The sequence below is a fragment of the Kitasatospora sp. NPDC001603 genome (assembly GCF_040298365.1).
Lineage (GTDB): Bacteria > Actinomycetota > Actinomycetes > Streptomycetales > Streptomycetaceae > Kitasatospora.
Genome location: NZ_JBEPAA010000003.1, coordinates 33,755 through 47,322 on the forward strand (window position 1 = coordinate 33,755; position 13,568 = coordinate 47,322).

At 73.7% G+C, this 13,568-nt stretch carries 8 protein-coding genes; 6 read left to right on the top strand and 2 right to left on the bottom strand.

Features of this window, described 5'->3' with window-relative positions; genetic code table 11:
- The first annotated feature begins 239 nt into the window (after positions 1–239).
- The 3 genes from ABT263_RS03080 to ABT263_RS03090 all read left to right on the top strand — a co-directional run bounded on the left by ABT263_RS03080 (position 240) and on the right by ABT263_RS03090 (position 4,180).
- Positions 240–1,868, top strand: coding sequence for an MFS transporter (locus ABT263_RS03080; RefSeq protein WP_352286945.1), 1,629 nt, complete (start codon positions 240–242; stop codon positions 1,866–1,868).
- Between the two features lie 190 nt (positions 1,869–2,058).
- On the top strand, positions 2,059–2,691 hold the full coding sequence (locus ABT263_RS03085; RefSeq protein WP_352286948.1) for a TetR/AcrR family transcriptional regulator: 633 nt from the start codon (positions 2,059–2,061) through the stop codon (positions 2,689–2,691).
- Between the two features lie 526 nt (positions 2,692–3,217).
- On the top strand, positions 3,218–4,180 hold the full coding sequence (locus ABT263_RS03090; RefSeq protein WP_502885748.1) for an endonuclease/exonuclease/phosphatase family protein: 963 nt from the start codon (positions 3,218–3,220) through the stop codon (positions 4,178–4,180).
- Between the two features lie 31 nt (positions 4,181–4,211).
- Here the strand turns inward: ABT263_RS03090 and ABT263_RS03095 are convergent, their stop codons facing one another.
- Positions 4,212–5,966 carry an NAD+ synthase gene (locus tag ABT263_RS03095; RefSeq protein WP_352286953.1) on the bottom strand — a complete coding sequence of 585 codons (1,755 nt, stop codon included), beginning with the start codon at positions 5,964–5,966 and terminating at the stop codon, positions 4,212–4,214.
- A gap of 150 nt (positions 5,967–6,116) precedes the next feature.
- Between ABT263_RS03095 and glnA2 the strand changes: the two genes are divergently transcribed.
- From glnA2 to ABT263_RS03110, 3 genes are all read left to right on the top strand, one after another.
- Complete coding sequence (gene glnA2, locus ABT263_RS03100; RefSeq protein WP_329487371.1) at positions 6,117–7,478, top strand: gamma-glutamylpolyamine synthetase GlnA2; 1,362 nt, start codon at positions 6,117–6,119, stop codon at positions 7,476–7,478.
- Positions 7,479–7,716: 238 nt separating this feature from the next.
- Positions 7,717–8,988 (top strand): hypothetical protein, encoded by a 1,272-nt coding sequence (locus tag ABT263_RS03105; RefSeq protein ID WP_352286956.1) that lies wholly within the window; start codon positions 7,717–7,719, stop codon positions 8,986–8,988.
- Between the two features lie 389 nt (positions 8,989–9,377).
- Complete coding sequence (locus ABT263_RS03110) at positions 9,378–12,395, top strand: bifunctional [glutamine synthetase] adenylyltransferase/[glutamine synthetase]-adenylyl-L-tyrosine phosphorylase (protein WP_352286957.1); 3,018 nt, start codon at positions 9,378–9,380, stop codon at positions 12,393–12,395.
- 153 nt (positions 12,396–12,548) lie between these two features.
- Here ABT263_RS03110 and ABT263_RS03115 read toward each other — a convergent pair whose 3' ends face one another.
- Positions 12,549–13,514: a phosphatase PAP2 family protein gene (locus ABT263_RS03115; protein ID WP_352286960.1), complete on the bottom strand. Its 966-nt coding sequence runs from the start codon at positions 13,512–13,514 to the stop codon at positions 12,549–12,551.
- Positions 13,515–13,568: the final 54 nt, after the last annotated feature.

Consider the following 13,568-nt stretch of genomic DNA (forward strand, 5'->3'; position numbering starts at 1 on the left):
CGCGCTGCGATCTAGGGCACACCGGCCGGGCGCCCGGTGCGGCACCCGGCCCGGCCGACCGACGCGGCCCGACCCGGCGCGGCTCGCGGCGCCGGCCCGGCGCCGAGCCTTTGCCCGAGCTTTACGAAACGGATTCGTCTCGTATCGAAAGTCGCGCTAGGGTGATCGCGGGGGTTACGAGACGCACACGACTCGCAAATGCCCGCCAGTGACACGCCACCACGGACGGGAAGACCGCAATGACCACCGCAGCCGCGCCACCTCGGGTGCCGGAAGCCATCCACCGCCGACGCTGGGCGATCCTGTGCACCCTGGTGCTCGCCCTCCTCGTCGTCGTCCTCGACAACTCGATCCTGAACGTCGCGATGAAGACCATCGCGTCCCCCGCGCCCACCGGGCTCGGCGCCAGCCAGAGCGACCTGGAATGGTCGATCAACTCGTACACCCTGGTCTTCGCCGGGCTGCTGTTCACGGCGGGCCTGCTCGGTGACCGGTTCGGCCGCAAGCGCGCCCTGCTGGCCGGCATGGTGGTCTTCGGGATCGCCTCGCTGCTCTCCGCGATGGCCGCCTCGCCGGGTGAACTCATCGGCTACCGCGCGCTGATGGGGGTCGGCGGCGCGCTGGCGATGCCCGCCACGCTCGCCATCATCATGAACGTCTTCGAGCGCGCCGAGCAGCCCAAGGCGATCGGCATCTGGGCCGGCGCGGTCGGCCTGGCCATCGCGATCGGCCCGATCACCGGCGGCCTGCTGATCGAGCACTTCTGGTGGGGCTCGGTCTTCCTGATCAACGTCCCGATCGTGGTGGTCGCCGTGATCGCGATGGTGCTGCTGGTGCCCGAGTCCAAGGACCCGAACCCGGGCCGGCTCGACCCGGTCGGCGTGCTGCTCTCGATCATCGGCCTGGTCGCGCTGATCTTCGGCATCATCAAGGGCGGCGAGCTGGCCGACTTCACCTCCCCGGAGGCCTGGGGGCCGGTGCTGGTCGGTGTGGTCGCGCTGGTCGCCTTCGTCTGGTTCGAGCGCCGCACCGCGTACCCGGCGCTGGACATCAGCTGGTTCCGCAACAAGGTGTTCAGCGCCTCCGTGGTCGTCGTCGGCGTGGTCTTCTTCGCGCTGATGGGCGTCTCCTTCTTCGGCGTCTTCTACACCCAGAGCGTGCGCGGCTACAGCGCCCTGCAGGCCGGCCTGCTGATGCTGCCGCTGGCCGCCGCCCAGCTGCTGTTCGCCCCTCGGGCCCGGCTGGTGGTGGACCGCTTCGGCGTCCGCGCCACCTGCGCCGGCGGCATGGCACTGATCGCGATCGGCTTCCTCGGCTACCTGCTGCTCGACGTCGACACGCCGATCTGGGTGCTGGTGGTCCTCGGCCTGCTGATGGGCAGCGGCATGGCGCACGTGATGCCGCCGGTCACCGTCGCGATCATGGGCTCGCTGCCGCGCGAGAAGGCCGGTGCCGGTTCGGCGATCAACAACACCTTCCGCCAGGTCGGCGGCTCGCTCGGGGTGGCCGTGCTCGGCGCGGTGCTCTCCACCGTCTACCGCAACGGGATGTCCGACCAGCTGGACAAGCTGCCGGCCGGCGCGCTGCGGGAGAAGGCCGGTGAGTCCCTGGAGGCCACCATGGCCGTGGCCGGCCGGCTCGGGCCGCAGGGCGCCGAGCTGATCGGCCCGGCGAACGCCTCCTTCATCGACGCCATGCACGTGGTGGCCGGCCTCTCGGCCGGAGTCACCGCGGTCGGCGCACTGCTCGCCTGGTTCCTGCTCCCCGGCCGGATCACGGCGGGTGGCCCCGGCGGCGCGCCGGGGGGCGCACCCGCCCCGGCGAAGGCGGCCGGCCCCGTGCGGGAGACCGAAGCGGCCGACGCCTGACCGGTCGCGGCCGGCCGGACCCCGGCTGAGCTGCGGCCGAGCTGAGCGAGAATGGGCCCCTGGCCGCCCGGACCCGTCCGGGCGGCCGGGGCCATGTGCGTACGGCGGCTTCCACCGGGCCGGAGTGCGGACGACAATCGGTACTGGAACGGCGCCGCGCGCCCGCGACCATCGAGGGAGACCAGCGGGGATGAAGACGGACACCACGGTCGCGCCGGACTGCACGGGCCCGCGGCGGGGCCGCCCGCGCAGCGAGGCGGCCGAGCAGGCCATTTTCACCGCGGTCGAGGAGCTCATGGCGGCCGGCAGCAGTCTGGCCGAGCTGACCATCGAGGGCATCGCCACCGCCGCCGGCGTCGGCAAGGCCACCATCTACCGGCGCTGGCCCAACAAGGAGGCCCTGCTGGTCGACATGGTCAGCCGGCTGGAGGCGCCCGTCCCGGAGAGCACCGGCGGCGCCGTCCGGGACGACCTGATCGCGATGGTCGAGTACATGCGCATCCGCGGCCTCGCCAAGCGCTCCCGCTGGGTGCTCAAGGCCGCGCTCAGCCAGATGCACAGCTGGCCCGAGCTGCACGCGGCCTACCGGGAACGGGTGATCGGGCCGCGCCGGGTGATGGCGCGCGACCTGATCCGCCGGGGCGTCGCCGAGGGCGTGCTCCGGGGCGACCTCGGCGAGGAACTCCTCGCCGACCTGCTGATCGGTCCGATCCTCACCCGCAGCATCCTGTGGGAGGAGTCCGACCTCGACGATCCCGGGCTCGCCACCACGATGATCGACGCGCTGCTCCAGGGCCTGGCCGGTCCGGCCGCCCGCGACTGACTCGCCCCGCCCCGCCCCGCTCCGTCGCGACCGGCCTGCCGCGACCGACCTGCTGCGACCGACCTGCTGCGACCGACCTGCCGCGGGGGCCTCCGCGCGGCTCCCCGGCGTGGCCTGGCTCACCAAACCGGGCCACGCCGGAACCCGCTCCCCGGAGCCCGCGTCTGTCCCGGCATAGGCTGAGCCGGGAATCCGATCAAACCGGCACCAGTCCGGCACCGTGCCCGCCCTCCGGCGGGGCCACGCGTCGGACCGGCAGACGGCACGAACGAACGGGAGCCACGGGATGGCGCAGGCGGACTGGACGGACCGGACGGCACCGGCGGCGGGAGGCGGGGCCCCGGCCGCCGCCGGGAGCACCGGCACCGGCACCGGCCCGGACGGCACCGGTAGCCCCGGTGGCGCCGGTGACCTCGGCGGACCCGGCCCCGGCCTCGGCGGTCCCGGTGGCCTCGGCGGTCCCGGGCCCGGTGGTCCGGGGGGTGCCGGCCGGTCCGGGTCCGGGTCCGGTGCCGGGTTCCTCGGCCTGCGCGGCTGGGGCCGGGACGCCCGGGGCAGCAACCCCTGGCGGCGCGGCCTGCTCCTCGCCGCCCTCGCCCTGCTCGCCGCCGCCCTGCTGGCCTTCCACGCCGAGGTGCCCAACACCGTCGGCAACCTCGGCAGCCTGCTGGAGACCTTCCTGCCCTGGGTCGGCCTGGCCGTACCCGTCCTGCTGGTGCCGGCCCTGCTGCGCCGCTCCGCCACCGCGCTGATCGCGCTGCTGCTGCCGGTGGTGATCTGGTTCAACATGTTCGGCGGGCTGCTCAGCGACAAGAGCGGCGGCGCCGGGGACTGGACGGTGGTCAGCCACAACGTGGCCGCCGCCAACACCGACCCGCAGCGCACGGTGCAGCTGCTCAAGGACTCGGGCGCCCAGATCGTCGCGCTCCAGGAGCTGGCCGGCCGGCCGCTGCGCGCCTACGAGACCGGGCTGGCCGACAGCTACCCGTACCACGCGGTGGAGGGCACGGTCGGGCTCTGGTCGAAGTACCCGATCAGCGGCGTCTCGGTGGTGGACATCAAGATGGGCTGGACCAGGGCCTTCCGCGCCCAGGTCGGCACCCCGCAGGGCCCGGTCGCGGTGTACGTCGCGCACCTGCCGTCCGTCCGGCTGAAGGCCGAGGGCGGCTTCACCGTCAACCAGCGGGACGCCAGTGCCCAGGCCCTGGGTGACGCGATCGAGGCCGAGCCGCTGAAGAAGGTGCTGCTGCTCGGTGACCTCAACGGCACCATGAACGACCGCAGCCTGGCGCCGGTCACCTCGCAGATGCGCTCGGCCCAGGGCGCGGCCGGTGACGGCTTCGGCTTCAGCTGGCCGGCGTCCTTCCCGATGGCCCGGATCGACCAGATCATGAGCAAGGGCGGTCTGAAGCCCACCGACTCCCGCACCCTGGGCCACGACGGCAGCGACCACCTCGCGATCGCGGCCACCTACCGCTACCAGGGGTGACCACCGGCGGCCGGGACCGGCCGGCCGGCGATCAGCCGCGGCGCCAGCGGTTGGTGATCGGCAGCCGGCGGTCCCGGCCGAAGCCCTTGGCGGAGATCTTCGGGCCCGGCGGGTACTGCCGGCGCTTGTACTCGGCGGTGTCGACCAGCCGGACCACCCGGTCGACCACCGCCGGGTCGAAGCCCGCCGCCACGATCGAGTCCCGGCCCTCGTCGCCCTCGATGTAGCGGCTGAGCACGGTGTCCAGCAGGTCGTAGTCGGGGAGCGAGTCGGTGTCCACCTGGTCCGGCCGCAGCTCGGCGGACGGCGGCTTGTCGATGGTGTGCTCCGGGATCGGCGCCGGCTCGCCGCGCCGCGCGGCCTCCTCGTTGCGCCAGCGGGCGAGCCGGAAGACCAGCGACTTGTAGACGTCCTTGATCGGTCCGAACGCGCCGACCGAGTCGCCGTACAGCGTGGAGTAGCCGACCGCCAGCTCGCTCTTGTTGCCCGGCGCGAGCACCAGGTGGCCCTCCTGGTTGGAGATCGCCATCAGCAGCGTGCCGCGCAGCCGGGACTGCAGGTTCTCCTCGGCCAGGCCGGTCAGCTCGGTGGCCGCCAGGTAGGCGTCGACCATCGGGGCGATCGACACCGTCCGCAAGTGCAGGCCGGTCCGGCGGGCCAGCTCGGCGGCGTCGTCCCGGGAGTGCTGGGAGGAGTACCGGCTCGGCATCGAGACGCAGTGCACGTTCCCGGCCCCCAGCGCGTCCACCGCGATGGCCGCCACCAGCGCGGAGTCGATGCCACCGGAGAGGCCGAGCAGCACCGAGCGGAAGCCGTTCTTGCGCACGTACGCCTCGGTGCCGGAGACCAGCGCGGCCCAGATCTCGGCCTCGTCCGAGATCCTGGGCGCCACCTCGGCCCGGAGCGGCGCGGCGGGCGCGGGCAGCGGCTCGCCGCCCAGTTCGCGGCGGACCAGGTGCAGGCCGTCGGCGAGCAGCAGTCCGTCGGTGTGGTCGCTGCTCGCGGCCGGCAGGTCGAGGTCGAGGACGAGCAGGTGCTCCGCGAACTGCGGCGAGCGGCCCAGCACCCCGCCGTCCGCGCCGACCACGATCGAGTCGCCGTCGAAGACCAGCTCGTCCTGGCCGCCGACCATGTTGACGTAGGCCAGCGCGCAGCCCGCCTCGCCGGCGCGCCGCCGGACCAGTTCCAGCCGGGCGTCGTCCTTGTTCCGCTCGTAGGGCGAGCCGTTGAGCACCAGCAGCAGGCCGGCCCCGGCCTCGCGGGCGGCGCTGACCCGGCCGCCGTCCTGCCAGATGTCCTCGCAGATCGCGAGCGCCACGTCCACCCCGTGCAGCCGCAGCACCGGCAGCTGGTCGCCGGGGACGAACCAGCGGTACTCGTCGAACACCCCGTAGTTGGGCAGGTGGTGCTTGGCGAACCGGGTGACCACCCCGCCGCGGTGCAGCACCGCGGCGCAGTTCTGCGGCGACCCGGCCGGGCGGCCGAACCGCGGTGAGGCCTGGTCGGACCGGCCCAGGTAGCCGACCACGACCGGCACCTCGCCCAGCCCCTCGCCGGCCAGTCGCGCGGCCAGGGCGACCAGCGCGGACCGGGAGGCCTCGACGAAGGAGCGGCGTAGGGCGAGGTCCTCCACCGGGTACCCGGTCAGGGCCATCTCGGGGAAGGCGATCAGCCGGGCACCGGCCTCGACGGCCTGGGCCGTCCGGCGTACCACCTCGTCCGCGTTGCGGTCGAGATCACCGACCCAGGGGTCGGTCTGGCACAGGGCGAGACGGAGAGTGGGCATGCCGCCAGTCTAATCGTCAATCTGACGCGATGTCGCGTCCGAGGGTTGCCACTGCCCTCGGCGGCCGCTATCCGCCATGATGGGGACAGTCGCTTTCGGGTGGTTTCCGGGCGTAACACGAACGTAAAGAGCAGAGGTGAGACTGTCCCCATGGGCAAGCAGCAGGAGTTCGTGCTCCGGACGCTCGAAGAGCGTGACATCCGTTTCGTCCGACTGTGGTTCACCGACGTGCTCGGGTTCCTGAAGTCGGTCGCGGTGGCGCCGGCGGAGCTGGAGCAGGCCTTCGAGGAGGGCATCGGCTTCGACGGGTCGGCGATCGAGGGCTTCGCCCGCGTCTACGAGTCCGACATGATCGCCAAGCCGGACCCGACCACCTTCCAGATCCTGCCCTGGCGCTCGGAGACGCCCGGGACGGCCCGGATGTTCTGCGACATCCTGATGCCGGACGGCTCCCCGTCCTTCGCCGACCCGCGGTTCGTGCTCAAGCGCACCCTGGAGAAGGCCTCCGAGCTCGGGTTCACCTTCTACACCCACCCCGAGATCGAGTTCTTCCTGCTGAAGAACCTGCCCGGCGACGGCACCGCGCCGATCCCCGCCGACCAGTCCGGCTACTTCGACCACACCCCGCGCGGGGTGGGGCACGACTTCCGCCGCCAGGCGATCACGATGCTGGAGTCGATGGGCATCTCGGTGGAGTTCTCCCACCACGAGGGCGCGCCCGGGCAGCAGGAGATCGACCTGCGCTACGCCGACGCGCTCTCCACCGCCGACAACATCATGACCTTCCGTCTGGTCATGAAGGAGGTCGCGCTGGAGCAGGGCGTGCACGCCAGCTTCATGCCGAAGCCGTTCTCCGACCACCCCGGCTCGGGGATGCACACCCACCTCTCGCTCTTCGAGGGGGACCGCAACGCGTTCCACGAGTCCGGCGCGGAGTACCAGCTCTCCAAGGTCGGCCGGTCCTTCATCGCCGGACTGCTCAAGTACGCCGCCGAGACGGCCGCCGTCACCAACCAGTGGGTCAACTCCTACAAGCGGATCTGGGGCGGCTCGCAGCGCACCGCGGGCGCCGGCGGCGAGGCGCCGTCGTACATCTGCTGGGGCCACAACAACCGCTCGGCCCTGATCCGCGTCCCGATGTACAAGCCCGGCAAGCAGGGTTCCACCCGGATCGAGGTCCGCTCGCTGGACACCGGCTGCAACCCCTACCTCGCCTACGCCGTCACCCTCGCGGCCGGCCTCAAGGGCATCGAGGAGGGCCTCGAACTCCCGCCCGGCGCGGACGACGACGTCTGGGCGCTCACCGACGCGGAGCGCCGCGCCCTCGGCATCCAGCCGATGCCGCAGAACCTCGGCGAGGCCATCGACCTGATGCAGCGCAGCGAGCTGGTCGCCGAGACCCTCGGCGAGCACGTGTTCGACTTCTTCCTCCGCAACAAGCGCCAGGAGTGGGAGGAGTACCGCTCCGAGGTCACCCCCTTCGAGCTGCGGAAGAACCTCCAGGTGCTCTGACGCTCCGTCAACCGCGCGAGTGGGCCTGCTCCGGTCGGAGCAGGCCCGTTCCGTTGTGCGGGTCCGCCCGCTCCCGCCGGTCTCCGGCGGGCGAGGGTGGTGCGGGCGTCCGGGCAGGGGTCCCCCGCGCACGCTAATTCGTTGGGCCAATGCGGTTACCCTGCAGCGGTGCGAGCCGTGACCAGGTGACGCGGGAGCGTATTCAGAAGATCCGTTTTGCGGATCATCCTGGAGTGTCATGCGTACTCGAATCACTACCCTGGTCCTGTCCGGACTGGCCTCGGCCGCCCTCGCCCTGGGCGCCGGCGGCACGGCCTACGCCTCGCCCGTCGTCGACCACGGCGCAGCCGCCGAATCGGTCGAGGCCCAGGGCGCATGGGTCGACAGCCTCCTGCGTCTGGCCGAGGAGGACAGCGGCTCCACCACCAGCACCTGGACCTTCGACGGGCGAAGCACCGTCTACTCCGCACCGGGGCTTCGCCCGGCCCACCGGGGCGACGAGGGCACCGAGGCCGGAGAGGCCTTCGCCGACGGCTCGGTGTCGGAGTTCGTGGAGCCGGGCGACGCCGAAGCCGCCGAGCAGCCCGCGCTGTCGGAGGAGAGCGGTCCCGGACGCGGTCGGCCGATGGCTCAGCCGGAGTCCGTGTTCCCCGAGGGCTCGTCGCCCCGCGGTGGCGAGCACTGTGAGGAGGACTGGCACGGCCAGCCCGGGGAGCACGGCCCCGCGGACTGCGACTGCTCCCCCGAGCACCACGAGCACCACGGCGGTCACGAGGGCCACGAGGGCCATGAGGGTCACGAGGGCCACGGCGGCCACGAGGGCCAGGGGCAGGGCCAAGGTCAGGGGCAGGGCCAGGGCCAGGGTCAGGGCCAGGGCCAGGGGCAGGGGCAGAGCAACGAGCAGGGCCAGGGTCAGGGCCAGGCCCAGGGTCAGAGCAACGAGCAGGACCAGGGGCAGAGCCAGAGCGGCTCGCAGAACCAGGGTCAGGACCAGCACGTCCAGGTGACCGTCAACGTGCAGAACGTCGTCACGAACAACCTCAACAACAGTGCGAACAACAGCGCCGCCAGCAACTCGAACAACTCCGCGCAGAACAGCGCGCAGAACAGCGCGCAGAACTCGGCGCAGAACAACCAGTCGGCCTCGCAGGCCAACAACCTCTCCAACCAGCAGAGCCAGTCCAACCACCAGGCCTCGCAGAACCTGAACAAGGCGACCCTCGTGGCCAAGGGCCAGGCGCCGGGCAAGTCGGCTCACCACGGTGGCGGCGAGCACGGCGAGCACGGCGAGCACGGCAAGGAGACCGGGCACGGCGGGGGCGGGCACTACGGTTCGGGCGGGGGGTACGCGTCCGGCCAGCACGGTGCGGGCGAGCACCACTCGGCCGAACACCCCCACGGGGAGCTGGCCGAGACGGGCTCCCAGGGGACGCCGATCCTGATCGGCCTCTCGGCCGCCTTCCTCGCGGCGGGTGTGGCGGCGATGCGGCTCGGCCGGCGGCGCGCATGATCGGGTCCGTCCCCCCGGGCCGCCGGACAGCGTGACCGTCCGACGGGGCACCGCCCCGGTCGGGCGCCCCGGGCGGTGAGCGGGCGACAGGGCGGTGCGCCGTCGGCCGCCGCCCGGCGCTCCGCGTCCGGCCTTCACCCGTTCGACGTACAGGAAGCCGATGCCGCCGTCCGCCTCGAAGGAGGAGTGGACGGCGGTGTCCGTGCTGCCGGCCGGAGGGGCTGCCGGGGCCGGGGGCGACCGGCGCCGGTGAAGGCGCTCGGCGGCGGGGCCCGTCCGCCGGGCGACCGTGAGGCTCCCGGTCGTGGCCGGGCGGGGCCGGTCCGCGGTCGCGCCCGGCGCGTCGCCGTGCGGGCGCGTAACCTGCTGAACGGGCGGATGGAGGGGTCATGGAGGAGCAGCGGGCCGGGAGCCGGGTGAGCCGGCCGGAGATCAGGCTGGTCCGGCGCGGGTTCACCGACCCGGCGCAGGCCGTCCGGCTGCTCGCCGGGCCCGGTCTGGAGGGACTGGCCGACGACCCGGTGCTGCTGGACGCGCTCGGCGCCACGGCCGATCCGGACCTCGCCCTGCTCGGCCTGGCCCGGCTGCTGGAGGGCGCCGACGAGACCGAGCGGCACACCCTGCGCGACACCCTCACCACCTCCAAGCCGCTGCGCGACCGGCTGCTCGGCGTGCTCGGCGCGTCCACCGCGCTCGCCGACCACCTGGCCCGGCACCCGCACGACTGGCACGCCCTGGTCACCTTCGAACTGCGCGACATGCACCCCGGCCCGGAGGACTTCCGTCGCGCGCTGCGCGAGGGCCTGCGGGCGGACGCCGCCGTCAGCCCGGCGGACGCGCTGCGGATCGCCTACCGCCGCTGCCTGCTGGCCATCGCCGCCCGCGACCTCACCGGCACCACCGACCTCGCGCAGACCGCCGCCGAACTGGCCGACCTGGCCGGCGCCACCCTGCAGACCGCCCTGGAGATCGCCGCCGAGGAGGATCCGGAGGCCGCCGGCGCCTGCCGCCTCGCCGTCATCGGCATGGGCAAGTGCGGCGGGCGCGAGCTCAACTACGTCTCCGACGTGGACGTCATCTTCGTCGCCGAACCGCGGGAGGGCGTCGAGGAGCAGGAGGCGATCAAGGCCGCCACCCGGCTGGCCGCCGCGCTCACCCGGCTCTGCGCGGACACCACCGGCGAGGGCACCATCTGGCCGGTGGACGCCAACCTGCGCCCCGAGGGCCGCAACGGCCCACTGGTCCGCACCCTGGCCAGCCACCAGGCCTACTACCAGCGCTGGGCCAAGACCTGGGAGTTTCAGGCACTGCTCAAGGCCCGTCCGGTCGCCGGGGACGCCGAGCTCGGGGCCGCCTACCTGGCGGCGCTGGAGCCGATGGTCTGGCAGGCCGCCGCCCGGGAGAACTTCGTCACCGACGTGCAGCAGATGCGCCGCCGGGTGATCGACTCGATCCCCGTCACCGAGCTCGACCGCCAGCTCAAGCTGGGCCCGGGCGGCCTGCGCGACGTCGAGTTCTCCGTCCAGCTGCTCCAGCTGGTGCACGGCCGCACCGACCCGGCGCTGCGCAGCGGCAACACCCTGGAGGCACTCGGCGCGCTCTCCCGGGGCGGGTACGTGGGCCGGGCCGACGCCGCCTCGCTGGACACCGCCTACCGCTTCCTGCGCTCGCTGGAGCACCGGATCCAGCTGCACCGGCTGCGCCGCACCCATCTGATGCCCACCGGCGAGGAGGACCAGCGCCGGCTGGCCCGCTCGCTCGCCCCGCTGATCAACGACGACACCCGGGCCGACCCGGTCGCCGCCCTCCAGCGGGAGTGGAAGCGGCACGCCGTCGAGGTCCGCCGGCTGCACGAGAAGCTGTTCTACCGGCCGCTGCTGGACGCCGTCGCCGAGCTGCCGACCGGTGCGACCGGGCTGAGCCCGGACGCCGCCCGGGCCCGGCTGGAGGCGCTCGGCTACGCCGACCCGGCCGCCGCGCTGCGCCACCTGACCGCGCTGGCCTCCGGCGTCAGCCGCAAGGCCGCCATCCAGCGGACCCTGCTGCCGGTGCTGCTGGGCTGGTTCGCCGACTCGGCCGACCCGGACGCCGGGCTGCTCAACTTCCGCCAGGTCTCCGACGCGCTCGGCCGCACCCCCTGGTACCTGCGGCTGCTGCGCGACGAGAGCGCCGCCGCCGAGCAGCTGGCCCGGGTCCTCTCGGCCGGCCGGCTCGCCCCCGACCTGCTGCTGCGGGCCCCCGAGGCGGTCGCCATGCTGGGCGACCCGCAGGGCCTGGCGCCGCGCGGCCGGCCCGCCCTGGAGCAGGAGATACTGGCCGCCGTCGGCCGCGCCGACTCCGCCCCCGCGGCCGTCGCCGCCGCCCGTTCGGTGCGGCGCCGGGAGCTGTTCCGGACCGCCGCCGCCGATGTCCTCGGGCGGCTCGGTGACGACCCGGCCGAGGCCCTGGACGTCGCGGGCGAGGCGCTCACCGCGCTCAACGCGGCCACCCTCCAGGGCGCGCTGCGCGCCTGCACGGCCGGCTGGGAGGCCCGGCACGGGGAGCTGCCGACCCGGATCGCGGTGATCGCGATGGGCCGGTTCGGCGGGCGCGAACTCGGCTACGGCTCCGACGCGGACGTCCTCTTCGTCCACGAGCCGCTGCTCGGTTCGCTCGACCAGGACGCCGCCCGGGCCGCCCAGGCGGTCTGCCACGAGCTGCGCACGCTGCTCTCCGGGCCGTCCACCGAGCCGCCGCTGGTGGTCGACGCCGATCTGCGCCCGGAGGGCCGCAACGGCCCGCTGGTGCGCACCCTCGCCTCCTACGCGGCGTACTACCGGCGCTGGTCGCACGCCTGGGAGAGCCAGGCGCTGCTGCGCGCCGACCCGGTGGCGGGGGACGCGGAGCTGGGGGAGCGGTTCCGGCAGCTGATCGACCCGCTGCGCTACCCGGGCTCCGGGGTGCCGGAGCGGGACGTGGTGGAGATCCGCCGGATCAAGGCCCGGATCGAGGCCGAGCGGCTGCCGCGCGGCGCCGACCCGACCACCCACACCAAGATCGGCCGGGGCGGACTGGCCGACGTGGAGTGGACCGTCCAGCTCCTCCAGCTCCAGCACGGGCACGAGCTGCCGGCGCTGCGGACCACCCGGACCAGGCCCGCGCTGGCGGCCGCCGCCGAGGCCGGGCTGGTCGGGGCGGAGGACGCGGCGGTGCTGGACGCCGCCTGGGTGCTGGCCTCCCGGGTGCGCTCCGCGGTGATGCTGGTCCGCGGCCGGCCCGGGGACAGCTTCCCCGGGGAGGCCCGGGAGCTGGCCGCGGTGGCCCGCTACCTCGGGTACGGCGCCGGGCACAGCGGCGAGCTGGTGGACGACTACCGGCGCACCACCCGGCGGGCCCGGGCGGTGGTGGAGCGGCTGTTCTACGGCTGATCCCCGACCGGCTGCGCCCCGGCCACCGGAGGATCGCTGCGCCCCGGCCCCGGAGGTCGCGAAGGGGCCCTGTGCAAGGACCCCGGCGTACGGCGCCGGGGTACGGCGAAGGGCCCGCGGAAAGCTCCGCGGGCCCTTCGCCATACCCCGGTCTCAGCGCCGTCCGGCGCTCACCGCGGGCTCGCTCCACTGCTCGGGCACCGTGATCGGCTCGTCCGCCGCCCCCCGGGCCGGGACCTGCGGCAGGCGGTAGACCCAGACGTGGTAGATCAGCCGGGCCACCACGAAGCCGACCGTGAGGCAGACGACGCCGCCGACGGCGTCCATCCAGAAGTGGTTGGCGGTCGAGACGATCACCACCAGGGTGGCCACCGGGTAGAGCAGGCCGAGCGCGCGGACCCAGGCCGCGCGGGCCAGGAAGAAGATGGCCAGGCCGCACCAGAGCGACCAGCCGATGTGCATCGAGGGCATCGCCGCGTACTGGTTGGAGACGTGCGTGGCGGGCCCGGAGGCCATCGAACCCCAGGTGTTGTGGACCTTCAGGGTGTCGATGAAGCCGCCGTCCGTCATCAGCCGGGGCGGGGCGAGGGGGAAGAAGTAGAAGCCGACCAGGGCGATGCCGGTGGTGACGAACAGCACCGTGCGGGCCGCGGCGTAGCGGCCCGGGTGGCGCCGGTAGAGCCAGACCAGGACGCCGATGGTGATGATGAAGTGCAGCGTCGCGTAGTAGTAGTTCATCCCGACGATCAACCACGAGAACTTGTCGACCGCGTGGTTGACCGAGCGCTCGACGGCCACGCCGAGGCTCTGCTCGAAGTCCCAGATCCAGCCCGCGTGCTTCTGGGCTATCGCTTCCTGTTCCGGGACGGCGTTGCGGACGAGGGAGTAGACCCAGTAGCTGATCCCGATCAGCGCCAGCTCGAACCAGATCCGCGGTCGCGCCGGTGAACGGCGCTGGTCACGGATGCGGCCGCGCAGCGCGGCCGCGCGGGACTGGGCGACGCGGGTGGCTCCGTCGGGCACCCGGCCGGAGCCGGCCGGGCCCGCTGCGGAACCGCCACCGTGCGCCGCCGCGGCGCGCTCGGCGCCGGTCTGCTGGATCTCGGTCGGTTCCCCCATGGACGAGAAGTCTGCCAGACGTCCCGTAGCCGTCCGCTCATCCTCTGGAAGTGG

Coding starts and splice junctions, on each gene's coding strand:
- ABT263_RS03080 (WP_352286945.1), top strand. CDS start 240: ATGACCACCGCAGCCGCGCCACCTCGGGTGCCGGAAGCCATCCACCGC.
- ABT263_RS03085 (WP_352286948.1), top strand. CDS start 2,059: ATGAAGACGGACACCACGGTCGCGCCGGACTGCACGGGCCCGCGGCGG.
- ABT263_RS03095 (WP_352286953.1), bottom strand. CDS start 5,966: ATGCCCACTCTCCGTCTCGCCCTGTGCCAGACCGACCCCTGGGTCGGT.
- glnA2 (WP_329487371.1), top strand. CDS start 6,117: ATGGGCAAGCAGCAGGAGTTCGTGCTCCGGACGCTCGAAGAGCGTGAC.
- ABT263_RS03105 (WP_352286956.1), top strand. CDS start 7,717: ATGCGTACTCGAATCACTACCCTGGTCCTGTCCGGACTGGCCTCGGCC.
- ABT263_RS03110 (WP_352286957.1), top strand. CDS start 9,378: ATGGAGGAGCAGCGGGCCGGGAGCCGGGTGAGCCGGCCGGAGATCAGG.
- ABT263_RS03115 (WP_352286960.1), bottom strand. CDS start 13,514: ATGGGGGAACCGACCGAGATCCAGCAGACCGGCGCCGAGCGCGCCGCG.